The following is a 24,635-nucleotide window of genomic DNA, read 5'->3' as shown; positions in this document are numbered from 1 at the left end:
TTTGCTGTATCGGGACATGCAGGACACGGTGATTCTGGTGCACGACTAAGCAACGCGTCGTTTCCTGGGCCAACGAAAGAGGTTCTTCTTAACGCGTCAGCAGGCGACGCGCCCCGTTATAACGCTGGATCCAGTAGCTCTGACGCATGTCTTCGACGCGAACTTCAGCGCCCGTGCGCGGCGCATGCATGAAGCGGTTATCGCCAAGATAGATACCGACATGCGAGAATGCATGTCGCATGGTGTTGAAGAAGACGAGGTCGCCGGGCTTCAGCTCATGCGGAGCGATGACCGCACCCACCTCGCTTTGCTCGCGAGCGCTGCGCGGCAGCAGAATGCCGATTGCCTCCTTGAAAACGAGCTGCACGAAACCGCTGCAGTCGAGACCGGTATCCGGATTGGTGCCGCCGAAGCGATAGTTGATCCCGATCAGTTCGAAGCCCTTGAGGATCAGATCCTGCGCGCTGCTGGTATAACGTTCAAGCAGCGAAGGCTCTTCTACAGACTGTTGCTGTTCGCTTGCTTGGGCCAGGCCAACCCCTGAAAGAGCAATCAGGGCGGCGCTCAAAAGCGAGGTAAGAGTGTTTTTTCTAGGCATGGGAACGAAATTTATGTGAAAAATGTCACAATGTAAACCCTCAGTTGAACTGCTGTTGCAGCAGAAAACAGTTGAAGCAATCCATGTAACACGTTAATTTAAATTTAAAAACTGCAAAAAATTGCGCATCAACCCGATGCTGCACTGCACATGGGATTGCCTGACGGAACACGGTATAGTCTGCGGGCGCGGCGTTTTTCCCTTCAGCAACCCGCTTCGGCAGGGTGGGGGAGGACCGTTCTGATACTCAAAAGTACCGGGGTTTGTGTTTATAATCGGCGGCCGTTGCTGACACGGGAGCTTGTCCGCCGCTGTCGTTGTGCCATACGATCCACCACATGGAGTGTGCATGAGTCCTTTCAAGGCTTATCTGATCGAGGAACAGGAAGGTCTGACGCGAGCAGGCTTTGTCGCCATGGACGAGTCGCAACTGGACCCGGGCGAGGTCACCATCAAGGTTGCCTACTCCAGCGTGAATTACAAGGATGCGCTGGCGGCCACCGGTGCCGGCCGAATCATCCGCCGTTACCCCTGCGTCGGCGGCATCGACCTCTCGGGTACCGTCACAAACAGCAGCGACCTTCGCTTCCGGACGGGTGATGCCGTGATTGCGACGAGCTTCGATATTGGCGTCGCCCACCATGGTGGCTATGCCGAGTACGCCAGGGTGCCCGCAGACTGGGTGGTCCCGCTCCCTTCCGGACTGTCGCTGCATGCGGCCATGGCCCTGGGAACGGCCGGGTTTACCGCCGCTCTGGGGGTCGTGCGCATGGAAGAAAATGGCCTCAACCCGAGCAAGGGCCCGCTTATCGTCACCGGTGCGACCGGTGGCGTCGGTAGCCTGGCAGTGGACATGCTGGCCACGCGGGGCTATCAGGTCACCGCCCTGACCGGCAAGGAAAATGAAGCCGATTATCTGAAGGGCCTCGGCGCGAAGGCGGTGATGTTCCGCTCGGCACTCGATCTGACGCGCATTCGGCCACTCGACAAGGCACTCTGGGCAGGAGCCGTTGACAACCTCGGTGGAGAGGTCCTGGCGTGGATCGTCAGCACCATGAAACAGGGAGGAACGATCGCCAGCATCGGTCTTGCTGCCAGTCACACACTCAACACCACGGTCATGCCCTTCATCCTGCGCGGCGCCTGCCTGCTCGGGATTGACTCGGGCTACATCGGCGAGCCGTATCGCAACGGCGTCTGGCAACGCCTGGCCGGCGATCTGCGGCCACAACATCTACAGGATATGGCGCGTACCATCCCTTTCGATGATTTACCAGGAGTCTTCGACGATTACCTCAAGGGTCGTGTTCGCGGTCGTGTTGTGGTCGAAATTGCCGGCGCCTGAATGGCGCCGAGCACGAAGCCTGAAACGAATCCCGAGAATCGATGGACAACCCGAAGCAGCGGCCTCGCATCCTGATTGTCGATGAATCGCGGATGGCGCGTGCGACCCTCATCAAGCAGGTCCGCGAGTGCTACGATTTCCGCGAGGAAGTCAACGGCGAAGCTGGTTGGCAGGCGCTGGTTCTCGACCATTCCATCCAGTTGGTGATCTGCGCCTTGTCGATGCCGATGCTCGATGGCGACGGTCTGCTGGCGAGAATTCGCGCATCCCGGCTTGCCCGCCTGCGTCAGATGCCGGTGTTGATGATCGCTGGCGACAATGAAGAGGTACATCAGCGTGCCAGGGAACTGGGGGCCTCCGACTTCATCCGCAGGGAAATTGGCGCCACCGAACTACTCGCTCGTATCGCTTCGCTACTGCAGTTGGTACATGCGCAGAACAACCTCCGGGATAGCCCCGGACTCCATCCGGATACCGGACTGCCGACTCGCCAGCACGTCGACATGCAGGCGATGCATGCCCTGTCATATACGCAGCGGCACGGAGTACCGGCAAGCCTGCTGGTGATGGCCTTCGATCGCTTCGACGTGCTGCGCGAGGCACATGGTGACGAACTGGTCAAAGAACTGCAGAAACGTTTCGTGAGCATGCTGGCGCAAAAGGTGCGGACGGAAGACTGCCTGGGCCACTATTCCGATAGCGAGCTGGCGGTAGTCTCGCTGGGTACACCCTATCCTGCCTGCAAGGCCTTCGCCAATCGCCTGCGCGAAGCCTTTGCGGTCGCCAAGATTGCCGTGCACGGGCATCGCCTCGAGCTATCGATCAGCATTGGCGTCGCCAATACTCCGGTCGATCGGGTAGCCTCCGCAGCGTCGCTGCTCAGCCTCGCAGGTGAGCGCCTCAAGATTGCACAACAGGCCGGCGGCAACCGCGTCGTCGCCTGTGTCGAGAAACCATTGACCGAGATCCCGGTACCCAGGCTTGGCCATGCCATCGACCTGATCAGGACGGGCCGTGCGAGGGCGGTGATCCCGCATCTCGTCCATCTCGGCAAAGAGGTACTACCCTTTCTGGAACTGCTGGAAGGGGAGTTGAAGTTGGGCCTGCCTATGGCAGATATTCGAAAAAAGATCCTTGACCGGGAGCACGAGGTCCAAGACACTCGGCAAGCGTAGTTTCCACCAGTGCAGGTGGATCACATTTTTGAAGAGGGAGTCTCATGACGACAATCCAAGAGTTTCACAAAAAATCAATCGAACAACCGGACGCCTTCTGGGGTGAAGAGGCCAAAAGCATCGACTGGCACAAGCCGTTTACTCAGGTTCTCGACTTTTCCCGCCCGCCGTTCGCCAAGTGGTTTGTGGGCGGCGAGACCAATCTTTGCTACAACGCGGTCGATCGTCACGCCGCCAAGCGCCCGAATGACCGCGCGCTGGTCTTCATCTCGACTGAAACCGACCAGGAAGTCGTTTATTCCTTTATCGAACTCAAGCAGGAAGTCATGCGCATGGCGGCGGTCATGCAGAGCCTCGGTGTCGGCAAGGGCGACCGCGTCCTGGTCTACATGCCGATGATCGCCGAAGCGATGTTCGCCATGCTTGCCTGCGCACGCATCGGCGCCATCCACTCGGTGGTCTTCGGCGGTTTCGCTTCCGGATCGCTGGCCACGCGTATCGACGATGCAACACCGAAACTGGTGGTCTCGTCGGACGCCGGCATGCGCGGTGGCAGGGCCGTACCCTACAAGGACCTGCTCGACGAAGCGATCTCCCTGGCGGAACACAAGCCAGGCAAAGTGCTGATGGTCGACCGGGGTCTGGATAAGGGTTTCAACAAGGTCGAAGGCCGCGACGTCGACTACGCAACGCTGCGTGCCCAGTTCATGGACGCCGAAGTACCGGTTACCTGGCTGGAGTCCTCGGAACCGTCGTACATCCTCTATACCTCCGGCACCACAGGCAAACCCAAGGGGGTGCAGCGGGACACCGGTGGCTACGCAGTGGCGCTGGCCTCGACACTGAAGTACATCTTTTGCGGCAACGAGGGCGAGACCTATTTCGCCACCTCCGACATCGGCTGGGTCGTCGGCCACTCGTACATCATTTATGGCCCGCTGATCGGCGGCATGTGCACGATCATGTACGAAGGCACGCCGCTGCGCCCCGATCCGGGCATCTGGTGGCAGATCGTCGAGAAGTACAAAGTCAACGTCATGTTCTCGGCCCCGACCGCGGCGCGCGTCCTCAAGAAACACGACAACTCGTACATGCACAAGTATGATCTGTCGAGTCTCAAGCACCTGTTCCTCGCCGGTGAACCACTCGACCAGCCGACGCACGAGTGGATCATGGGCGAACTCGGCCTGCCGGTGATCGACAACTATTGGCAGACCGAAACCGGCTGGCCGATCCTGTCGGCAATGCCGGGGGTCGAAAAGACCGAGATCCGCTTCGGCACGCCGAGCTTCCCGGTCTATGGTTACAACCTCAAGATCTTCCGCGAGGACGGCACGATCTGTGACCCGGACGAAAAAGGGATCGTCGGCATCCTGCCGCCGCTGCCACCGGGTTGCCTGTCCACCGTCTGGGGCGACGATGCGCGCTTTGTCTCGACCTACTTCACGCTGTTCCGCGAACCGCAGGTCTACTCCTCGTTCGACTGGGGTATCAAGGACAAGGACGGCTATCACTACATCCTCGGCCGCACCGACGACGTGATCAACGTTGCCGGCCACCGTCTCGGGACTCGTGAAATCGAGGAGGCCATCCAGGGACATTCGGCGATTGCCGAAGTGGCCGTGGTCGGCGTTGCCGACCAGCTCAAGGGTCAAATGCCAATGGCTTTTGCGGTGGTGAAGAACGCCGACAGCATCGCCACACCGGAACTGGCGGCAGCGCTCGAAAAGGCGGTCATGAAGCAGGTGGACGAGAGCCTCGGCGCAATCGCTCGCCCGAGCCGCGTACACTTCGTGACGGTACTGCCCAAAACCCGTTCCGGCAAGCTGCTGCGCCGCTCGATCCAGGCGCTCGCCGAAGGCCGCGATCCGGGTGATCTGACGACCATCGAGGATCCCAAGGCCCTCGAGCAGTTGCAGCTTGCGCTGGGCAGCAAGACCTGATCGAAACCCTGTAAGAACTGGCGACCAGTTGCCAGGATTTGCCTGCCGCCTGCACGGGCGGCAGGCTTTTTTTTTGTGCAGATGCTGTGCAACGGCAGTCGGTACGGGAACTCGGGCAAGAGGCAAAACCCGCTCCGCCAATGGCCGGGCTTTTTGTAGCATAATCGCCTGGAAACTTTGAACCTGAGGCCTTCTTGATCAAATTTGTCGACCCCGACCGCTATCGCTCGATGAAGGCAACGGGCAAGTTGCCATCACCGAAAGGTGTTGCCTTTTCGATCATCAAGCTCTTGCAGCGGGATGATTTCCGGGTCTCCGACCTGGTGCGACTGGTTCAGTCCGACCCCGCCATCGCCGGGCGTCTGCTCAAGTTTGCCAATGCCGCCGCATTCGGCCGTACGCGACCGATTGTCTCGCTGCAGCGCGCCATCGTCGCCCTCGGCGCTTTCCGGGTGCGTGACCTGGTGATCGGCCTGTCGGTGATGCATAGCCATACCAGCGGTCAATGCGCTGAGTTTGATTACGCGGGTTTCTGGGGACGTTCCCTGGCCACCGCCATTGCCTGCCAGGAACTCGCGCATTATGCACAGATTTCGAGCGAGGAGCTGTTCACCATCGGACTCCTGGCGCGGGTCGGCGAGCTCGCCATGGCTTCGCTGTACCCCGGCGAGTACGCCATCGTGCTGCTCAAGGCCAGGGAAAGGAATGGCCAGCTAGCGGACCTTGAGCGCGAATCTTTCAACATGGACTATCATCAGCTAGGCGCCACGATGCTCGCCGAGTGGGGCCTGCCCGACATGCTGATTCAGGCCGCCTACCATCATGAGCAACCGGATCTCGCCGGCTTTCGCGATGGCTCACGGGTGCTGACGCTCACCCACTCGCTGAACTTTGCGCGTTCGCTCTCGGAAGTCTGCATGGCCAACGAAGAGGCGCGCTGGAGTCTCCTGCCCGGCCTGCTGACGCGCGCCGCACGCCTGGGTATCAGCGGTGATGCACTCAACGATGTGGTCGATCGGATGGTCCGCCGCTGGCGTGAGTGGGGTGCGATGCTGCAGGTTCGCACCCAGGAGATCCCGCCTTTCGCCGAGATTCTTGCTGCCAGTCCGCCAAGCCTGCGTGTCAGCTCCTCCAGCCCCGAACAGAACGGCAAGCTCGCTTCGCCGCGCCTGCAGGTGCAGCTAGTCGGCATTCCGCAGACGGAACTGCCTAATCTGACCGAACAGATCGAAAGTCTGGGTCATCAGCCAACGCCGGTCGACCATAGCCCTGAAGGACTGAAGCAAGCCCTGCGCCAGCCGGCCCAGATCGTGATTGCCGACATGGCCATGCCCGGTCTGAAACCGGCAGCTTTCTGCCGCCTGCTGCGTCAGACCTCGGCTGGCAAGGAGAGCTATGCGCTGCTGCTGGCGTCGCCGGGAAGTGAGAGGCTGATTCTCGAAGCCATCGATGCTGGTGCCGACGACGTGCTCGTCAAACCACTGAGTATCCAGACCCTGCGCGTCCGCCTCAATACCGCAACGCGGATGCTGCTGCTGCGCGAAGAAATCCAGCGCGAACGCCGCGGCATCATGCGCTCGACCGACGAGTTTGCAGTCACCCACAAGCGCCTGCTGCAGGAAGCCCTCACCGACCCCCTGACGCAGCTTCCCAACCGCCGCCACGGCCTTGATTTTCTCGCCTCGGAGTGGGCTTTTGCCCAATCCAACAGCCTGCCGATGGCCTGCCTGCTGCTCGACATCGACCACTTCAAACGCATCAACGACACGCACGGTCATGCCGCGGGCGATGCCGTCCTGCGCCAGCTCGCCGACCTGCTCAAACGCACCTCACGCGTCGAGGATCTGGTCTTTCGTTATGGCGGCGAGGAATTTGCCGCCGTTCTCCCCAATGCCAGTATCCGCGCAGCGGTCCAGATCGCCGAACGGATCCGCAGCGTCGTCGAAAAGTACAGCTTTCTCTGGGAGAATCAAACGATTCCGGTCACCCTGAGCATCGGCGTCGCCCACCTCAATGGCGGGGAAAAAGACAGTCAGGCGTTGATCGAGACCGCCGACGCCGCGCTCTACCAGGCCAAGAAGAGCGGTCGCAACCGCGTCGTCGCAGCTAGTTGACGAATGGTCGATCAGCACAGCAGCAAACGGCTACCCACTTAATGTGAAATTCGCGTATGCGACTCACAAATCTCCCCTCCCCCTCGCGGGGGAGGGGTCGGGGGAGAGGGAAACGGTCATGACTTTCATGATCGGGGGTGCCTGGAAAAGTCATGACCGTTAGTTCGAGAAGGCGATCGTGCTCGGCAACGATTGCGATGAGCTTGTTGCCTCCCGGCATTGACCAGCGAAAAACGAGACGGTGAAGATGTTGAAGGCGGCAAGCGAGTGCCGGTCTCCGTCTTTGGTCAGCAATTCCCGGCATAAGTTGCCCAAGCCATTGATTACAAATAGTTCCCAAATTGCATGCACAGGTTTGGTGCGTTAATTGTCAATATAAATCAACATGTTAAATCAGGCCGGGAATTGCTGGTCTTTGGTCAGCCAGGCAACGCGTAAGTTCTCTGCCCTGCGTCGGATTGTTTCATCCTGGTGCCTGTTTCGGGTTGCTGCACCATCCTGGGGCAAGAATCGACAGCCAGGCCGGGCAAGCGCGCCCAGCCATGCCTCTAATGGCGTCGATTCGACTCTGTCAAAGCCTGGCACGGTGGTTGCTTTATCGTCCTGGCAGGAAGATTTCTTCCCGGTTCTTAACCCTTGAGGAGCAAAAATAGATGATACGTCGCAATTTCATGAAGACGCTTTCAGCCGCCGCCGTCACTGCTGCCTTCGGTCTGACGTCGTTCAGCGCTCTGGCCGCCGAGACGATCAAGGTCGGTGTTCTGCATTCCCTGTCGGGGACCATGGCCATTTCCGAGACGGCGCTCAAGGAGACCGTCCTGATGGCCATCGACGAGATCAACAGCAAGGGCGGCGTACTCGGCAAGAAGCTTGAGCCGGTGGTCGTCGACCCGGCGTCGAACTGGCCGCTGTTCGCCGAGAAGGCGCGGCAGTTGCTGAGCAAGGACAAGGTTGCGGTCACCTTTGGTTGCTGGACATCGGTATCGCGCAAGTCGGTGCTGCCGGTCTACAAGGAACTCAACGGTCTGTTGTTCTACCCGGTACAGTACGAAGGCGAGGAGCTTGAACGGAACGTCTTCTACACCGGTGCGGCACCAAACCAGCAGGCGATTCCCGCGGTGGAGTACCTGATGAGCAAGGATGGCGGTGAAGCCAAACGTTTTGTCCTGCTCGGCACTGACTACGTCTATCCGCGCACGACCAACAAGATTCTGCGCGCCTTCCTCAAGTCGAAGGGCGTCGCCGACGCCGACATCATGGAAGAGTACACGCCTTTCGGTCATAGCGACTATCAGACGATCATCGCCAAGATCAAGAAATTCTCCAGCGAAGGCAAGAAGACGGCGGTGGTCTCGACCATCAATGGCGACTCCAACGTGCCGTTCTACAAGGAACTCGGTAACGCCGGCCTGAAGGCGACCGAAGTGCCGGTGGTCGCCTTCTCGGTTGGTGAGGAGGAATTGCGCGGCGTCGATACCAAGCCGCTGGTCGGGCATCTGGCATCATGGAATTACTTCATGTCGCTGAAGAATGTCGAGAACGAAAAGTTTACCAAGCTGTACCGTGCCTGGGCGGTCAAGCAGAAATTGCCGAATGCCGACAAGGCGGTGACCAACGACCCGATGGAAGCGACTTACATCGGCGTCTATATGTGGAAGCAGGCGGTCGAGAAGGCCAAGTCGACCGATGTCGACAAGGTGATCGCTGCGATGGGCGGGCAGACCTTCAAGGCGCCGTCGGGTTTCACGATCAAGATGGACGAAAAGAACCACCACCTGCACAAGCCGGTCTTCATCGGCGAGATCAAGGCCGACGGACAATTCAACGTCGTCTGGAAGACGCCTGGGCCGGTCAAGGCACAGCCGTGGAGCCCGTACATCCCGGGTAACGACAAGAAGAAGGACGAGCCGGAAGGCAAGTAGCAGGCAGTGCGTGGGCCGCGTCAGCGGCTCACGCAGCGTCAGGGAGAAAGCATGCGCACCACTGGATTACTCCTTTGCGGATGGTTGCTGAGCACGGCCTGCCTGGCGGCGATTGACCCGGCCCTGCTCAAACCACTCGCATCCGAAGACTCAGATACCAAGATTGCTGCGATTGCCGCGCTGGCGCAAGCGGCGCCCGACGAAGCACTGCCAGTTCTCAAGGCGCTGGCCGACGACTCGCTGGCGCTGGCTGGCGAGCGGGTGGTGATCGTCGACGGTGTGCGCGTTCTCGACGCCGCCAGTCTCAGCGAAATCAAACCGGTACCGGTGGCGAGAGAGACGATTGGTATCAACAACCGTGTTCGCCGTGAGCTGTCGGGTGCCCTCGCCGCGCTACGGCTGTTCTCGAACGAGCGCACGGTGCGCTGGCAGGCTGCCCAGGAGCTGACACTGAGCGCCGACGCCAGGATGCTGCCGCTGCTCGACAAGGCGCTGACCGTCGAAACCGATGCCGAGATCAGGATGCGCCTGCAACTGGCGCATGCGCAGGCCAGTCTCGGTTCGACCGACGCCGCTGTCCGCCTTGCCGCTGTCCGCGTTCTCGGCGAAAGCAGCGACCCCAACGTCCGGCAAATGCTGCTGCCGCTGACCGAGAAGTCCGGCGACACCTGGATCGAGTCCGACAGCGCGGTGCGCGCCGCGGCGGGAACTTCGATCCGGGCCATCGAGCAGCGACTGGCATGGGCTGACAATCTTGGCCGCGCCTTCACCGGCCTGTCGCTCGGGTCGATCCTGCTGCTCGCCGCACTGGGCCTGGCGATCACCTACGGCGTGATGGGCGTGATCAACATGGCGCACGGCGAACTGCTGATGGTCGGGGCCTATTCGGCATGGGCGATGCAGAGCGTCTTCCGGGCCTACCTGCCAGGCGCCGTCGACTGGTATCTGCTGGCCGCGATCCCGGTCGGTTTTCTCGCTGCGGCGCTGGTCGGCGTGCTCATGGAGCGCATCGTCATTCGCCATCTCTACGGTCGGCCACTGGAAACACTGCTTGCCACCTGGGGAATCTCGCTGTTTCTGATGCAGGTGGCACGCACGCTGTTCGGCGCGCAGAACGTCGAGGTCGCCAACCCGGTGTGGATGGCCGGCGGCATCGAGGTCTTGCCCAATCTGATGCTGCCGTGGAACCGAATCATCATCGTCGGCTTCTCGATTGCCGTACTGGCCGCGATGTGGGCGATTCTCAATCTCTCGCGCCTGGGGATGTTCGTCCGCGCGGTGACGCAGAACCGTGCCATGGCCGGCTGCGTCGGCGTGCCGACCGGACGCGTCGACACCCTGGCTTTCGGTCTTGGTGCAGGAATTGCCGGGCTCGGCGGCGTGGCTCTGTCGCAGATCGCCAACGTCGGCCCGGACATGGGGCAGGGCTACATCGTCGATTCGTTCATGGTCGTCGTTCTCGGCGGTGTCGGGCAGCTTGCCGGCGCGGTCTGGGCGGCATTGGGTCTGGGCGTATTCACCAAGTTTCTCGAAGGCTGGACGGGGGCGGTGGTCGCCAAGATCGTCGTGCTGGTGTTCATCATCATTTTCATCCAGAAGCGTCCGCAGGGGCTGTTCGCCCTCAAGGGCCGCTTTGTCGAATCCTGAGTACGGGAGATTCCATGCGCCCCTTGCCTGCACGAACCCCTTTGATCGTCCGTATCGGGCGGAGCTTCGACAGGCGCAGCTGGCAGATGGCGGGGTTGTTCGCCGCTTTCGCGCTGCTTGCCGTGCCAATCATGCACCTCGCGCTGCCGCCCGAGAATCCGCTGCACCTGTCGACCTACTTCATCACCCTGATTGGCAAGATTCTCTGCTACGCGATCGTCGCCGTGGCGATGGATCTGATCTGGGGGTACGGCGGCATCCTCTCGCTCGGGCATGGCCTGTTCTTCGCGCTCGGTGGCTACGCCTTCGGGATGTACCTGATGCGCCAGATCGGTCGTGACGGCAGTTACCAGAGCGACCTGCCGGATTTCATGGTCTTTCTCGACTGGAAGGAATTGCCCTGGTTCTGGGTCGGTAGCGACAGCTTTCTGTGGGTGGCGTTGCTGGTGCTCGTCGTGCCGGCACTGATCGCTTTCGTTTTCGGCTACTTCGCCTTCCGCTCACGCATCAAGGGCGTCTATTTCTCGATCATCACGCAGGCGCTGACCTATGCAGCGATGCTGCTCTTCTTTCGCAACGAAACCGGTTTCGGCGGCAACAACGGTTTCACCGACTTCAAGCGCATCCTGGGCTACTCGATCACCGCTCCCGAGACGCGCGTCGTCCTCTTCGCCCTTTCGGCGCTGGCGTTGCTCGGCACGCTGCTGCTCGCGCGCACTCTGGTGACTTCGAAATACGGCCGCATCCTGACGGCGATTCGCGACGCCGAATCGCGGGTGATGTTCATCGGCTACAACCCGCTGTGGTACAAGCTTTTCGTGTGGACCTTGTCGGCAGTGTTGTGCGCCGTTGCCGGCGCACTGTATGTGCCGCAGGTGGGAATCATCAACCCGTCCGAAATGTCGGTCGCCAATTCGATCGAAATCGCCATATGGGTCGCCGTCGGCGGGCGCGGGACACTGATCGGCCCAGTGATCGGCGCGTTCATCGTCAATCTCGCGAAGAGCTGGTTTACGGTGAGCTTTCCCGAATACTGGCTGTTCTTTCTCGGCACCCTGTTCATCGTCGCGACGCTGTATCTGCCGCAGGGCGTCGTCGGCCTGTTCTTGAAACTACGCGCCGGGATGAAGCGCGATCGCGATGAACTGGCACCAGCAGCGAAAGGAGTCCAGGCATGAACGCCGTCGATCTCCTGCTGAACAATCAAGACAACAACCCCGACTGGGACAGCGGCACTGCCGAACTCGGGCATCTGCTCAAACCGGGCGAGCTCGACCTGTCGCACAAGGTCATCCTCTATCTCGAAGACATCACGGTCAGCTTCGACGGTTTTCGAGCGCTGAACAAGCTGTCGCTGGCGATCGACGCCGGCGAACTGCGCTGCATCATCGGTCCCAACGGCGCCGGCAAGACGACGATGATGGACGTCATCACCGGCAAGACACGGCCTGACGAAGGCACCGTCTTCTTCGGTCAGACGATCGACCTGACACGCCTCTCCGAACCCGAGATTGCGCACATGGGGATCGGCCGCAAATTCCAGAAGCCGACGATTTTCGAAAACCACACGGTCTTCGAGAATCTAGAACTGGCGATGAAGACCGACAAGCGCGTCTGGCGCAGCCTATTTGCGCTGCTCGATTCGGCGGCCGCTGATCGGATCGCCGAGACGCTGCAGTTGATTCGTCTCGACACCCACGCCGACCGGCTGGCCGGTCTGCTGTCGCACGGCCAGAAGCAGTGGCTGGAGATCGGCATGTTGCTGATGCAGGAACCAAAGCTCCTGCTGCTCGACGAACCCGTCGCCGGGATGACCGACGAGGAAACCGAACGTACCGGCGAGCTCTTCCTGTCGCTGGCCGGCAAACATTCGCTGGTCGTCGTCGAGCACGACATGGCTTTCGTCAAGCAGCTCGACAGCAAGGTGACCGTCCTGCACGAAGGCAGCGTCCTCGCCGAGGGAACCCTCGAGGAAGTCCAGGCCGATGCACGCGTGATCGAAGTTTACCTGGGGCGCTGAGCATGTTGACTGTAGATAACCTCAACCAGTACTACGGCGGCAGCCACATTCTGCGCAACCTCAGCTTCACCGCCGAAGCCGGCAAGGTAACGGCAATTCTCGGGCGCAACGGCGTCGGTAAATCGACCCTGCTGAAGTCGCTGATGGGGCTGCTGCCGGCGAAGAGCGGTCACATCGGGTTCGCTGGTCACGACCTCACCTGCGCTGCCTCACACCAGCGCGTCAAGGCCGGCATCGGCTACGTGCCGCAGGGACGCGAGATCTTTCCGCGCCTGACGGTGCAGGAGAATCTGTTGATGGGGCTTGCCACCTGTCCCGGTCGCACGCCGGTTCCCGAGCGCATCTTCGAGATGTTCCCGGTGCTGCGACAGATGCTGCGTCGACGCGGTGGCGACCTCTCGGGCGGGCAGCAGCAACAGCTCGCGATCGGACGGGCGCTGGCGATGGGTCCAAAACTGCTGATCCTCGACGAGCCGACCGAAGGCATCCAGCCGTCGATCATCAAGGACATCGAGCGCGCCGTGCGCTCGCTCGCCGCCAGCGGCGAAATGGCGATCCTGCTGGTCGAACAGTACTATGATTTTGCCCGCTCGCTGGCGGATCAGTATCTGGTGATGGAACGTGGCGAGATCATCATGCGCGGCCGCGGCGAAGACATGGAAAAGGACGGGGTTCTGGCGGCACTGGCGGTTTGACGGCGGCAGAAGCTTCCTGCGAAGCAGAAAAAGTGGCGCGCCCCGGCTGGCCTCCCGCAAGCGCTTTGCCATTCGTGACCGGCCAGACAGCGGGACGCGACGGCAATGGTGGTTCCATTCATCCGTCGTTGTCGAGCACCGCGACCCAATCACTATCTGTAATAGCCGACTGCACAGACCTGGTCGCCAATCCTGGTGACGAAGGCAACCTTGGCCACCGGGTCGGTCTGGTTCGGACGCGGCCACATATAGGTGATCTCGGAGATCTCCCCCTCTCTGGCTGCAGCGTACAAGTCCGCGCCCAGCGGCTTGCCGTACTTGTCCCTGAGATCCTTGAGGCTTCTCCCGAGCAATGTCGGATGGGCGGTGAAGTTCCCGTCCGGGCCACCGCAGTACGGGTAGAGGTCACGGTCTTTGAAGCCGCCTTCCCCCTTGGTGAACATCACCAGGGCTTTTTCCTTGTCCGCCTTGACGGCAAGGATCACCTTCTCGAGCATGGCTTTTGCCTCGGCAGATGTTCCCCATTCTGCCGCGCTGGCGGCACCGACTGATGCGACAAAGACGATTGCTGATAGCGCAGCCAATTTACGTAGCATAGTAAGTCTCCATGTCAATTGATCTACCTGGTAAGCAAATTGCTGGCGTTTCGCCAGCAGGGAGCAAGACGCCAGCGCGCAGCATAGTAGCGCAAAACCCGCGTCGCTTGTTTGGGTGCGAACGAAAGTGTTGGGCGAGTCCCGCTCTGATAATTGTCAGCGACGTGAGCAAACGTAAGGAAATTAGCGGAGAGTTGCGATAGAGTAGGGAACCCATCCACGGAGAGAAGCCATGCCTAAGATTTCCCACATCGAACCTTGCGATTCCAGAGACTTGGTGGCCCGTTTGGAGGCTAATCCAAAGATACTGGCGAAAGTGCTAGAGATGCTGGAGTTGGTGGAGAACGCCGAAGGGGATCTGCGTCGGGCCGATGAAGCCGAGCGCCGCGTGATAGAAATTCTCCGCGGGACGGGCCAGGAGATTCTGACGGGATGGGCCGAGCAGGTTGCTGAGGCGGTGACAGCCGAGGTGCGGGCCGCTGAGCCGGTCGTGGTACACGCGAAAAAAAAGTTCTCTGGTATACGACATACGGCTCGGTCATGGTGGAGGAGGAATGCTTTCTCCACAAAGAAACAAACCGGCTGCTTCGTCCTTTTTCAGAAGCTGCCGGTGTCCGTTGCCGGAGCCATTCTCTGCCACTGGAGCGCGCCGTGACGGACTTGGGCGCCGACCTTCCCTTTGGACAGGTTGCGGCAAAAATCAAGGAGCACTACGGTGTTGACTTGGCGGTCAGTGCGCCCCGGACGCTCACCGAACGGGTGGCCTGTGAATTAACGGAGGCAGATTGCCTGCCGGTGGCGGGCCCATCGAACACCGCGAAGAGGCTGATTGTGGAGACGGACGGCGGAATGGTGCCCCTTGTCGAGACCGTGGAGGGCGCTGCGGACGCCCGCAAGGGGAAGCGCACGCACTGGCGAGAAGCGAAGGTCTGTATCGCACAGCGGCAGGGCGAGGCCGTTCCCAAGGCCGGCGTGACGATGGAGGGTCCCCGGGAAGCGGGGGCCATCCTGAAGCGGCTGGTCGATGCGCTGGGATTTGGCCCCAAGACCCAGGTTCACTGTGTTGGCGACGGGGCGGCTTGGATAAGCAGCCAAATCGAGGAACTGTTCGGTACTCAGGGGACCTTCCTGGTCGACTTGTTCCACGTCTGCGAATATCTGACCCCAGCCAGCAAGGTCTGCGCGCCGGATTCTGCCCAGGATTGGGTGGCCTCCCAGAAGGCGCGATTCCTGCTGGGACAGGCCCGCGAGGTGGTTGCAGAGATGAAACTGCACCTCGAACCTGCATCGGTCGATGACCCGCAGGCTCCGGTGCGCGTCGCCTGGCGCTATTTCTCCAACCGACTCGACCAGTTGGACTACCCCCGCGCACTTGCGCTGAATCTGCCCGTCGGCTCTGGCGAGGTCGAGAGTTCTCATCGCTACCTCGTGCAGGCCCGCCTCAAGCGCCCAGGGGCTTGGTGGCGTGCGGACATGGCTCAAGCCATGATCAACCTGCGTGTCATGCGACATAACCAGCTGTGGGAAACCTATTGGGAAAAGCGCTGGGCGGAGCCTCTACGCAGAGCGGCTTAAAACCGAGACTCCCCGTCCAACACTTTCGTTCGCACCCCGCTTGTTTGTTCCGCTTTACAAGAGCGGCCTGGAACCCTATACTCCTCGCTTCTTTCGAGGGGGTATAGCTCAGCTGGGAGAGCGCTTGCATGGCATGCAAGAGGTCCGCGGTTCGATCCCGCGTACCTCCACCAGCAATTCGAAAGAGATTTTTTCCGGGTCCCCATCGTCTAGAGGCCCAGGACACTACCCTTTCACGGTAGGTACCGGGGTTCGAATCCCCGTGGGGACGCCAGGATGGCGCGCTCGCCGCTGCTGCCGATCGGCCTCACGCAGCGACCTTTCCCCCTGTTTATTTCGCTCGCACTGATTTCTTTGCTGCGAGGCACCCAGGCGCTTCTCCAAGCCGTCAACATTCTTGCTAAAGACGGGTAATTCCAGTAAGTTGCGTGGACACCTTGGGGGTGCCAGGTCGATTTTGGCGTGGCTGAGAGAGTCCCTTCGAACCTGTACGGGTCATGCCGTCGTAGGGAAGCGGAGCGCATCTGCTTGCGCAGGGTATTTCACCTCGGTCGCTTCGCCAAACCCCTGCATGCCCAACCTTCCAGCAGCGCTTTTGCCGTACCCCTTTGCAAGGACATACCATGAACGCTAACGAAAAATTCATTGCCGCCGACGCTCATGTGGACGAGGCCGCGATCAAGCCGCTGCCCAATTCCCGAAAGATCTACGTTGTCGGAAGTCGGCCGGACATTCGCGTGCCGATGCGCGAGGTTATGCAGGCGGATACCGATACGGCTTTCGGTGGCGAGAAAAACCCGCCAATCTATGTCTATGACTGCTCCGGACCCTATTCCGATCCACAGGCAAGCATCGACATCCGCCAGGGGCTGCCGGCACTGCGTGCGCAGTGGATTGCCGAGAGAGCGGATAGCGAGCCGCTTTCCGGCTTGAGTTCGGCCTTCGGTCGCCTCCGCGCGGCCGATGGAACTCTTGATGAATTGCGCTTTCCAGGCCTGCAGCGTAGCCCCCGGCGTGCCAGGGCAAGTGCCAATGTCAGCCAGATGCACTATGCACGGCGCGGCATCATCACCCCGGAGATGGAGTATGTCGCGATCCGGGAAAACAATAACCGCCGCAGCTACATCGAGCAGCTCAAAGCTTCCGGTCCGCAAGGGGTACGTCTTTCCGAAATTCTCTGTCGCCAGCACGCCGGCAACAGCTATGGTGCCAGCATTCCGGACGAAATCAGCCCGGAGTTCGTGCGCTCCGAAGTTGCACGGGGCAGGGCGATCATTCCGTGCAATATCAATCATCCGGAAAGCGAGCCGATGATCATCGGCCGCAACTTCCTTACCAAGATCAACGCCAACATCGGTAACTCGGCGCTTGGTTCGAGCATTCAGGAAGAAGTCGAAAAGATGACTTGGTCCATCCGCTGGGGTGGCGACACGGTGATGGATCTGTCTACCGGGAAGAACATCCATGAAACGCGCGAGTGGATCATTCGCAACAGCCCGGTACCGATCGGGACGGTACCGATCTACCAGGCTCTCGAAAAAGTCAATGGCAAGGCCGAAGAACTGACCTGGGAGATCTTCCGCGACACGCTCATCGAGCAGGCGGAGCAGGGGGTCGACTACTTCACGATTCATGCGGGCGTGCTCTTGCGTTACGTGCCTCTGACCGCCGGGCGTCTTACTGGAATCGTCTCACGTGGAGGCTCCATCATGGCCAAGTGGTGTCTTGCCCATCATCGGGAAAGCTTTCTCTACACTCACTTCGAGGAAATCTGCGAAATCATGAAGGCCTATGATGTGGCTTTCAGCCTCGGTGATGGGCTGCGTCCAGGGTCGATTTACGATGCGAACGACGAGGCGCAACTCGGTGAGTTGAGGACTCTCGGTGAACTCACCGATATCGCCTGGAAACACGATGTGCAGGTGATGATCGAAGGTCCGGGCCATGTGCCGATGCACATGATCAAGGAGAACATGGATCTGCAGCTTGCCTACTGCAAGGAAGCCCCGTTCTACACCCTGGGACCGCTGACGACCGACATTGCACCCGGTTACGACCATATCACCAGTGGTATCGGTGCGGCGATGATCGGTTGGTTCGGAACGGCCATGCTTTGCTACGTGACGCCCAAGGAACACCTTGGCCTACCCGACAAGGACGACGTCAAGACCGGAATCATCACCTACAAGCTGGCCGCACATGCCGCCGACCTGGCCAAGGGGCATCCAGGCGCGCAGATCCGTGACAACGCCTTATCGAAAGCACGTTTCGAATTCCGTTGGGAGGATCAATTCAACCTGGGCCTCGACCCGGACAAGGCGCGCGAGTTTCACGACGAAACACTGCCCAAGGATTCGGCGAAAGTGGCGCATTTCTGCTCGATGTGCGGTCCGCATTTCTGCTCAATGAAGATCACCCAGGAAGTGCGGGAGTTCGCTGTTGCACAGGGGGTGAGCGAGGCCGAAGCACTGGCGCAGGGGATGGCAAGCAAGGCCATCGAGTTCGTCAAGGCCGGGGCTGAGGTATACCGTAAGGTCTGAACCGACAGCAACGATGTGGGCTAGGGAATCAAGGATTGTACAAACAGGAATCGCTGCCAATGGCAATCGCGCAGGCCATCCTTGTCTGGCGGGTTCAGAAGTCCTTGGCAGCCTCCCAAAGGACGAAGCCATCCTCTTTGCGGGTCCACTCGAGCAGTTCGAGCAAGGGATAGGCGCGCTGGCCAAGGCCGATCGGCGTGGCGTCATGCTCTTCGCCGCCGTCATTGTCGACCGCCTCGGCACTGGCATGGCTCTTGTGGTCAGCAGTGGCGGCACGCAGACGCTGGATCGCCTCGGGCAATTGCTCGGTGGTGATGACGCCGCGGGCGCTGCAGTCCTTCCCGACAAGTTCGAGCAATTGGCGTGCGACCTGAGCAAACATCATGATCTGGCCGGAAGTGCTTGAAGTAAACGTGACCAGCATGCGGTATGCTCCGTGAAATTCATGGTAACGGTATCCATTGTCGCAGTTGACGCATGCAACAACAATAGCCTGACGTGCATAATTTGTCTGCCATGGAACTTGAACGCTTGCTCAGATCACAGGGCTTTGGAAGCCGGGCGGAGTGCCGCGCGCTGGTCGACGAAGGTCGCGTCAGCGTTGCCGGGGCGATCTGCGAAGATCCGTTCGTGCACTTTGAACCGGCAGGGCTGAGCTTTACGGTCGACGGCGTGCTGTGGAATTATCGCAAGTTTGCATACCTGGCATTGAACAAGCCAGCGGGTTATGAATGCTCGCGGCGGCCGCAACATCATCCCAGCGTATATTCGCTGCTTCCACATCCATTGACGACACGTGGCGTACAGGCGGTTGGTCGCCTTGACCAGGACAGCACCGGTCTGCTGCTGCTGACCGACGATGGTCAGTTCATTCATACCTTCACATCACCCCGCAAGGAGATTCCCAAGATCTATGAGGTGACAACGAGGCATGCGGTGGATGATGCGCAAGTACTGGCTCTACTCAGAGGGGTGAATTTACATGGCGAAGACAAAGCAGTTGCTGCGGTGGCCTGCATTGGGCTGGGCGAACGGCGATTGCGTTTGACTGTGACCGAAGGGAAGTATCATTTGGTCAAGCGGATGATTGCCGCCACCGGCAATCGTGTGGAGGCCTTGCATCGGATTGCGGTGGGTGGTTTTGCGTTACCGCCAGCACTGGCACCTGGCCAGTGGATGTGGCTGGAGTCGTCCGAACTGGAGCTTCTGGCGCGTCGCGTGTGAGGCGATGGCCAAGCCTCTTGACGCCGAAGTTGATCCAAACGGTCAAGACTTTGCACGACACTCCCGATGATGAAAGTCATGACCGTTTCCCCTCTCCCCCGACCCCTTGTATGCTTCGTTTTGTGGTTTTTCGTTCGTTCAAGAGAGGAGATGAAGTCATGGCTGGAAGGGTGTCAAGAGGACCGTGGAATAAATGCGAGAGAGGTATTTTTCTCTTGCGTTTATGCCGCGAAAGCCTCTTGACATCCTGTAAGCCAAGTACACTTGAGGCAGGGGCTGGGGAGGGGTTGATCATCCCCGGCCGCTGCCTCACGGCGAGTGCGGAGTTTGGGGCAGAGCCCCAAGGTTTAGGTCGTAGAGTGCCACGGAGGTGTGGTGGAAACGAGTTCGGAAGGCGACGCACAGCCCGACGCCCCTCTGGGACATCAAGCCCGTGGGAGAGCACTTGGCGTGCATTGTCAGCCGTTTGTCTGAATACCGAACAGTTGCTGGTTGGCACGTGCCGGAAAGCCGTGACCACGTATTTGCAAGGATGGCTATAGATGAACGCTTCTGAATCAACGTTTGTGGGTATTGACGTTTCCAAAGACACGCTGGAGATCGCTTTAGACGACCAATCAAAAACCCAATGCATTGCCAATGCTGACGCTGATATAGCGGCGTTGGTCAAAGAGCTCGTTCCACGTTCTGAGGAGATTGGGGCGATCGTATTGGAGGCCACGGGAGGCTTCGAGCGCCAGGTGGCGGCGGCACTCTGTGCGGCCGGGCTGCCGGTGATGGTGGTCAATCCGAGGCAGGCGCGAGACTTTGCCAAATCCATGGGATACCTTTCCAAGACGGACGCCATTGATGCGCGAGTCCTGTCGCACTTTGCGCGGACACTGCACCAATCGGCGCAGCGGGAACGGCTGTTGATGAAACTGCCCGATGCCAACCAGGAGGCGTTGGAAGCCTTGCTTGTACGCCACAACCAGCTCATTGGCATGCGCGTGGCGGAAGGAAACCGATTGGCCCTGAGCCATGGTTCGCAACACAAGAGCATCAAGGCAGTCCTCAAAATACTGGATCGACAGATCGTGGCGGTTGATAAAAGCATGGCTGGCATGCTGAAAGAGCATTTTGCCGAGAAGCTCGCTTTGTTCAAAGGCTTCAAAGGGGTAGGACCGTGTACGCAAGCGAGTCTGATGGGGGCATTGCCTGAGTTGGGCCAACTCACCCATGCGCAGATTGGCAAGTTGGTCGGAGTCGCTCCATTAAACGCGGACAGTGGTCGCCACAAGGGTAAGCGCATCACCTGGGGTGGTCGAGCGACGGTCCGTACCGCTTTATACATGGCGGCCTTAAGTGCCATACGTTACAACCCCGTCATCAAGACCTTTTATGAACGTTTGCTTGCTAACGGAAAACTCAAAAAAGTCGCGCTGGTCGCTTGCATGCACAAGATGCTGACGATCATGAACGCCATAGTCAAATCGGGTATTCCGTGGAATCCAGAGCATGCAAAATGCGCCTAAAAAAGCTTGACTGGGAACACAGTTGCTCCCCCGCAAGGGGGGAGGGGAGATTCGAGAGTCGCTCGCGACTTTCATAGTAACCGTGAGTGCTCTAACCGGGATCCATCGCAATGACGCTGACTGAACTGCGCTATATCGTGGCGCTTGCACGTGAGAGGCATTTCGGGCACGCGGCCGAGAAATGCCACGTCAGCCAGCCAACGCTTTCGGTGGCGCTGAAGAAGGTCGAACAGCGCTACGGCGTGACTCTGTTCGAGCGATCATCCGCTGATGTACGTCTGACGACGATTGGCGAACAGATCGCGATGCAGGCCGAACGGGTGCTTGAGGAGGCTGGAAGACTCAGGGAGATCGTCGAGCAAGGAAAGGATCCCTTGCATGGGCCATTGCGCCTTGGCGTCATCTATACCATTGCACCCTACCTGCTGCCGCGCCTGATTCCTGCCCTGCATTCCCGCGCCCCCCGGATGCCGCTGTACCTGCATGAGAACTTCACCGTAAACCTGGCGTCGCAGTTGCGTCGGGGTGATCTTGACGTGATTGTCGTAGCCTTGCCTTTCGTCGAGCCGGGGATCGTCTCGAGAGTCGTCTACGAGGAGCCCTTTTGTGTCGTGATGCCGAGTGGCCATCCCTTGGCGAAGGAATCCTTGATCGATCCCGAGCAGATCGCCGTGGAAAATCTGCTGCTCCTGGGGATGGGCAACTGTTTTCGGGATCAGGTCGTGCAGGCCTGCCCGCAGCTTTCAGTGCCTGGCGGAACCGTGGGTGCGATCGAAGGAAGTTCTCTTGAAACGGTTCGCTACATGGTTGCAAGTGGCGCGGGTATATCGGTCGTCCCCGCATCGGCCGCGGCATCGTGGCCACAGGAAGACCCACTACTCTTGTTTCGCTATTTCTGCGAGCCTGCTCCAGTGCGGCGAGTGGTCATCGCCTGGCGGGCAACTTTCCCCAGGCCACAGGCAATCGATGTCTTGCGGGCGGCGATCCTGGATGCACCACCGCCAGGGGTTGTGGCGGAGTGATCTCGCAGGCCAGTCTGATTGGGCAAATGTCAGGAGTGATCGTTCGATATGTTCCACGTGAAACAGGCTGCCTCCCGGCAGCCTGTTTCACGTGGCCGGGTCCGCCTTCCTGCGCCGTGTCGGAACCGCAGCGGCATCGGGCAGTGTCGTCGTGTTTGATTTCGCGGGTGCGCTTCTGGATGTTTTTGCGGCGGTCTTAGGCTCGCGCTTCTCGAACTCGAAGCCGACTTTTCCATCGGCGCCGCGCACCAGGTAAGCCGAAAACTTGCGCCGTGTGCGGGCCGAGATGAAATTCCTGAGCAGATCGGTACGCCCGGTTTCGAGCAGTTTCTGCATTTGTTCGGGTTCAACCGTTTGTTGCAGAATGATCGTCCCCGAGCGAAAGTCACAGCTCCTGCCGGGGCCGACAGATTTTTCACAGACATACGCCATGCCATGAGCAAATACGCGTGCCGCGCATTTCGGGCAGGCACCCAGAGATTCGCTTTGCGAAAAATCCACCTCGTCGACGGTGCCGTCATCACCGGCTGTGCTTTGCCCGAAGTCAAACTCCGGAGCGTTTTCAGCGTTCAACTGGACGATGGCGTTGAAAGTACGGCCCATCTTGTTCCTGAAGCCGCTCAAGGGGCCGACTCTGCGCTCGGTGAGCAACTTTTCGATTTCCGATGATTCAAACTGCCTGCCGGCGACAATTTTCCATAGCGCAAATTCGCAGGCCTGACACTGGAATTTCTTGTAGGTCTCCTTGATCAATCCACCGCATTTCGGGCAAGGCGTCGAAAGTTCACCGAAGTCACCAGGAATGCTGTCGCTGTCGTAACTCTTGGCTCGGTCGACGATGTGCTGCGTCATCGCCGCGATCTCTTTCATGAATTCGCTGCGCGACATCTCGCCTCTTTCCATGCGCGCCAGCTTCCATTCCCATTCTCCGGTAAGTTCGGGTGCGGTCAACTCGCGGATTCCAAGTCCGTTCAAGAGAGTCATCAGCGAAAAGGCCTTGGCCGTCGGCAGCAGTTCGCGGCCCTCGCGGAACAGATATTGCTCGGTGAGCAGATTTTCAATGATCTGTGCGCGCGTAGCCGGGGTACCGAGACCTCGTCCCGCCATTGCCGCCCGCAACTCCTCGTCGTCCATGGCCTTGCCGGCACCTTCCATGGCCGTCAACAGGCTGGCTTCGGAGTAGCGGGCCGGTGGTTTGGTCTGGTGTGCGCTGAGCACCAGTTCTTCTGTCTTGACCTGCTCATTCGGCGCAACGGCAACCAGGTTGCCCTCATCTGCCCCCTGCGCATCGCGGCCATAGACCGCCAGCCAACCCGGGTTGACCAGGACCTTGCCCTCGGTCTTGAAGGGTTCGCTTTCGACACGCGTAATCCGGGTGGTGATCAAAGATTCTGCAGCAGGATAGAACACGGCAAGAAAGCGCTTGACCACCATGTCGTACAGCTTCGACTCGGGTTCGGACAGGTGCTTGGGTGCCTGCAGCGTTGGAATGATCGCAAAGTGATCGGAGATCTTGGCATTGTTGAAAATGCGTTTGTTCGGCACGACCCAGTTGCTGGCCAGGATCTGCCGGGCAAAAGGCGCGTAGCGAGCCAGCGCTGCTTCGTCGTGGCCTTTGCCGACACCCTCGCCGGTAAGCATCGCGAGCGTGCTGTTGACCGTCGGAAGATAGTCTTCAGGGAGTGCGCGCGAATCGGTACGAGGATAGGTGAGGACCTTGTGTTTTTCGTAGAGCGCCTGTGCCAGGCCAAGCGTCGCCTTGGCAGAAAAACCGAAGCGCCCATTGGCCTCGCGTTGCAGGCTGGTCAGATCAAAGAGCAGAGGGGAGAGTTGTGTCGAAGACTTCGACTCCTCTCGGACTTCACCCATTCTGCCCGCGCATTTCTGCTGCAGCAGCATCCCTCGGGCCTCATCCCACAGGCGATCGGCGCGCGCATGCTCGTCCTCATCCTTTCCCTTGAATTTCTCGTCGAACCACTTGCCACGGTATTCTCCGGCGCCACAGAGGAAGATCCCCTCAAGCTCCCAGTAGGGACGAGGCTTGAACTTGCGTATGCGATCCTCACGTTCGACGATCAGCGCGAGTGTCGGCGTCTGAACGCGACCGACGGTAGTCAGGTGGAAACCGCCCGTCTTGGAATTGAATGCGGTCATCGCACGCGTGCCATTGATGCCGACCAGCCAGTCGGATTCCGAGCGACACACCGCCGCGTCCCCCAGGCCGCGCATCTCGGCGCCACTGCGCAGGCGCGTGAAGCCTTCCTTGATGGCTTGCGGAGTCATCGACTGCAGCCACAAGCGCTCTACCGGCTTGCCATTGGCCGCGTGCTGGGTGATGTAGTTGAAGATCAACTCCCCTTCGCGGCCAGCGTCGCAGGCGTTTACCAGACTGACCACATCCTTGCGCTTGATCAGACGGACCAGCAACTTGAGGCGCGACTCGGTCTTGGCAATCGGCTGCAGCGTAAAGTGCGGTGGAATTACCGGCAGATGGACGAATGACCACTTGCCACGCTTTACCTCATACTCTTCGGGACAGGCCAGTTCCAGCAGGTGGCCAATTGCCGAGGAGAGTACGTAGTCGTCATTCTCGAAGTAGTCTTCGTGCCGAACGAATCCGCCAAGGGCGCGCGCAAGGTCGGCGGCGACAGACGGCTTCTCAGTGATGATCAGTTTCTTGCTCATGTGGTTTTCATCAGCCGGGG

General features: G+C 59.7%; 20 protein-coding genes, 2 tRNA genes and 1 riboswitch. Of the genes, 18 read left to right on the top strand and 4 right to left on the bottom strand.

Translation table 11 applies throughout. The features are described 5' to 3' along the window. Positions 1-88: 88 nt before the first annotated feature. Entirely contained in the window at positions 89-598 is a 510-nt protein-coding gene (locus tag V5B59_RS16370) for a C40 family peptidase (protein WP_034916086.1), read from the bottom strand. Positions 599-947: 349 nt separating this feature from the next. Between V5B59_RS16370 and V5B59_RS16365 the strand changes: the two genes are divergently transcribed. From V5B59_RS16365 to urtE, 9 genes are all read left to right on the top strand, one after another. Next, the gene (locus tag V5B59_RS16365) at positions 948-1,943 is read left to right on the top strand and encodes an oxidoreductase (RefSeq protein WP_034916083.1); all 996 of its coding nucleotides are present in this window, start codon (positions 948-950) and stop codon (positions 1,941-1,943) included. A gap of 41 nt (positions 1,944-1,984) precedes the next feature. After that, a complete protein-coding gene (locus V5B59_RS16360) occupies positions 1,985-3,118 on the top strand; it encodes a GGDEF domain-containing response regulator (RefSeq protein WP_288129049.1) in 1,134 nt (377 codons plus the stop codon). A gap of 44 nt (positions 3,119-3,162) precedes the next feature. Beyond that, positions 3,163-5,061: a propionate--CoA ligase gene (locus V5B59_RS16355; protein ID WP_169071562.1), complete on the top strand. Its 1,899-nt coding sequence runs from the start codon at positions 3,163-3,165 to the stop codon at positions 5,059-5,061. Between the two features lie 194 nt (positions 5,062-5,255). Continuing rightward, a complete protein-coding gene (locus tag V5B59_RS16350) occupies positions 5,256-7,175 on the top strand; it encodes a sensor domain-containing diguanylate cyclase (RefSeq protein ID WP_288129052.1) in 1,920 nt (639 codons plus the stop codon). A 653-nt stretch (positions 7,176-7,828) separates the two neighbouring features. Continuing rightward, positions 7,829-9,097: an urea ABC transporter substrate-binding protein gene (gene urtA / locus V5B59_RS16345; RefSeq protein WP_332352043.1), complete on the top strand. Its 1,269-nt coding sequence runs from the start codon at positions 7,829-7,831 to the stop codon at positions 9,095-9,097. Between the two features lie 51 nt (positions 9,098-9,148). Next, positions 9,149-10,744: an urea ABC transporter permease subunit UrtB gene (gene urtB, locus V5B59_RS16340; protein ID WP_332352042.1), complete on the top strand. Its 1,596-nt coding sequence runs from the start codon at positions 9,149-9,151 to the stop codon at positions 10,742-10,744. Positions 10,745-10,758: 14 nt separating this feature from the next. After that, positions 10,759-11,922 (top strand): urea ABC transporter permease subunit UrtC, encoded by a 1,164-nt coding sequence (urtC, locus tag V5B59_RS16335; protein ID WP_408612937.1) that lies wholly within the window; start codon positions 10,759-10,761, stop codon positions 11,920-11,922. Further along, positions 11,919-12,764 (top strand): urea ABC transporter ATP-binding protein UrtD, encoded by an 846-nt coding sequence (urtD, locus tag V5B59_RS16330; RefSeq protein WP_332352041.1) that lies wholly within the window; start codon positions 11,919-11,921, stop codon positions 12,762-12,764. The genes urtC and urtD overlap by 4 nt, the downstream gene beginning before the upstream one ends. 2 nt (positions 12,765-12,766) lie before the next feature. Next, a complete protein-coding gene (gene urtE / locus V5B59_RS16325) occupies positions 12,767-13,459 on the top strand; it encodes an urea ABC transporter ATP-binding subunit UrtE (RefSeq protein ID WP_034916614.1) in 693 nt (230 codons plus the stop codon). A 152-nt stretch (positions 13,460-13,611) separates the two neighbouring features. On the opposite strand, the gene V5B59_RS16320 is transcribed toward urtE, so the two are convergent. Then, positions 13,612-14,055, bottom strand: a complete 444-nt coding sequence (locus V5B59_RS16320; RefSeq protein ID WP_332352039.1) for a cache domain-containing protein — start codon at positions 14,053-14,055, stop codon at positions 13,612-13,614. A gap of 232 nt (positions 14,056-14,287) precedes the next feature. On the opposite strand from V5B59_RS16320, the gene V5B59_RS16315 reads away from it, so the two are divergent. The 6 genes from V5B59_RS16315 (at position 14,288) to thiC (ending at position 18,170) form a co-directional block, all read left to right on the top strand. Then, entirely contained in the window at positions 14,288-14,710 is a 423-nt protein-coding gene (locus V5B59_RS16315; RefSeq protein WP_034931510.1) for a hypothetical protein, read from the top strand. Further along, a complete protein-coding gene (locus V5B59_RS16310) occupies positions 14,707-15,630 on the top strand; it encodes a hypothetical protein (protein ID WP_332351391.1) in 924 nt (307 codons plus the stop codon). Before V5B59_RS16315 ends, V5B59_RS16310 begins: the two co-directional genes overlap by 4 nt. 97 nt (positions 15,631-15,727) lie before the next feature. Next, positions 15,728-15,803 (top strand) — tRNA-Ala (locus tag V5B59_RS16305). A gap of 25 nt (positions 15,804-15,828) precedes the next feature. After that, positions 15,829-15,904, top strand: a tRNA-Glu gene (locus V5B59_RS16300). A 2-nt stretch (positions 15,905-15,906) separates the two neighbouring features. Further along, positions 15,907-16,044 carry a hypothetical protein gene (locus tag V5B59_RS16295; RefSeq protein WP_332352038.1) on the top strand — a complete coding sequence of 46 codons (138 nt, stop codon included), beginning with the start codon at positions 15,907-15,909 and terminating at the stop codon, positions 16,042-16,044. A gap of 15 nt (positions 16,045-16,059) precedes the next feature. Continuing rightward, positions 16,060-16,159: riboswitch (TPP riboswitch) on the top strand. Between the two features lie 94 nt (positions 16,160-16,253). Continuing rightward, positions 16,254-18,170, top strand: coding sequence for a phosphomethylpyrimidine synthase ThiC (thiC, locus tag V5B59_RS16290; protein ID WP_332352037.1), 1,917 nt, complete (start codon positions 16,254-16,256; stop codon positions 18,168-18,170). A 94-nt stretch (positions 18,171-18,264) separates the two neighbouring features. Here the strand turns inward: thiC and V5B59_RS16285 are convergent, their stop codons facing one another. After that, positions 18,265-18,594 carry a DUF1840 domain-containing protein gene (locus tag V5B59_RS16285; protein WP_332352036.1) on the bottom strand — a complete coding sequence of 110 codons (330 nt, stop codon included), beginning with the start codon at positions 18,592-18,594 and terminating at the stop codon, positions 18,265-18,267. 92 nt (positions 18,595-18,686) lie between these two features. Between V5B59_RS16285 and V5B59_RS16280 the strand changes: the two genes are divergently transcribed. The 3 genes from V5B59_RS16280 (at position 18,687) to V5B59_RS16270 (ending at position 21,930) form a co-directional block, all read left to right on the top strand. Next, entirely contained in the window at positions 18,687-19,394 is a 708-nt protein-coding gene (locus V5B59_RS16280; protein WP_332352035.1) for a pseudouridine synthase, read from the top strand. Positions 19,395-19,936: 542 nt separating this feature from the next. Then, on the top strand, positions 19,937-20,908 hold the full coding sequence (locus V5B59_RS16275; protein WP_332351565.1) for a transposase: 972 nt from the start codon (positions 19,937-19,939) through the stop codon (positions 20,906-20,908). 110 nt (positions 20,909-21,018) lie between these two features. Continuing rightward, entirely contained in the window at positions 21,019-21,930 is a 912-nt protein-coding gene (locus tag V5B59_RS16270; protein WP_288131848.1) for a LysR substrate-binding domain-containing protein, read from the top strand. An 87-nt stretch (positions 21,931-22,017) separates the two neighbouring features. On the opposite strand, the gene V5B59_RS16265 is transcribed toward V5B59_RS16270, so the two are convergent. Further along, on the bottom strand, positions 22,018-24,615 hold the full coding sequence (locus V5B59_RS16265; protein WP_169070763.1) for a DNA topoisomerase III: 2,598 nt from the start codon (positions 24,613-24,615) through the stop codon (positions 22,018-22,020). Between the last annotated feature and the right edge of the window lie 20 nt (positions 24,616-24,635).

Source organism: Candidatus Accumulibacter contiguus (genome assembly GCF_036625285.1).
Lineage (GTDB): Bacteria > Pseudomonadota > Gammaproteobacteria > Burkholderiales > Rhodocyclaceae > Accumulibacter > Accumulibacter contiguus.
This window is presented reverse-complemented; position numbering and strand designations above follow the sequence as displayed.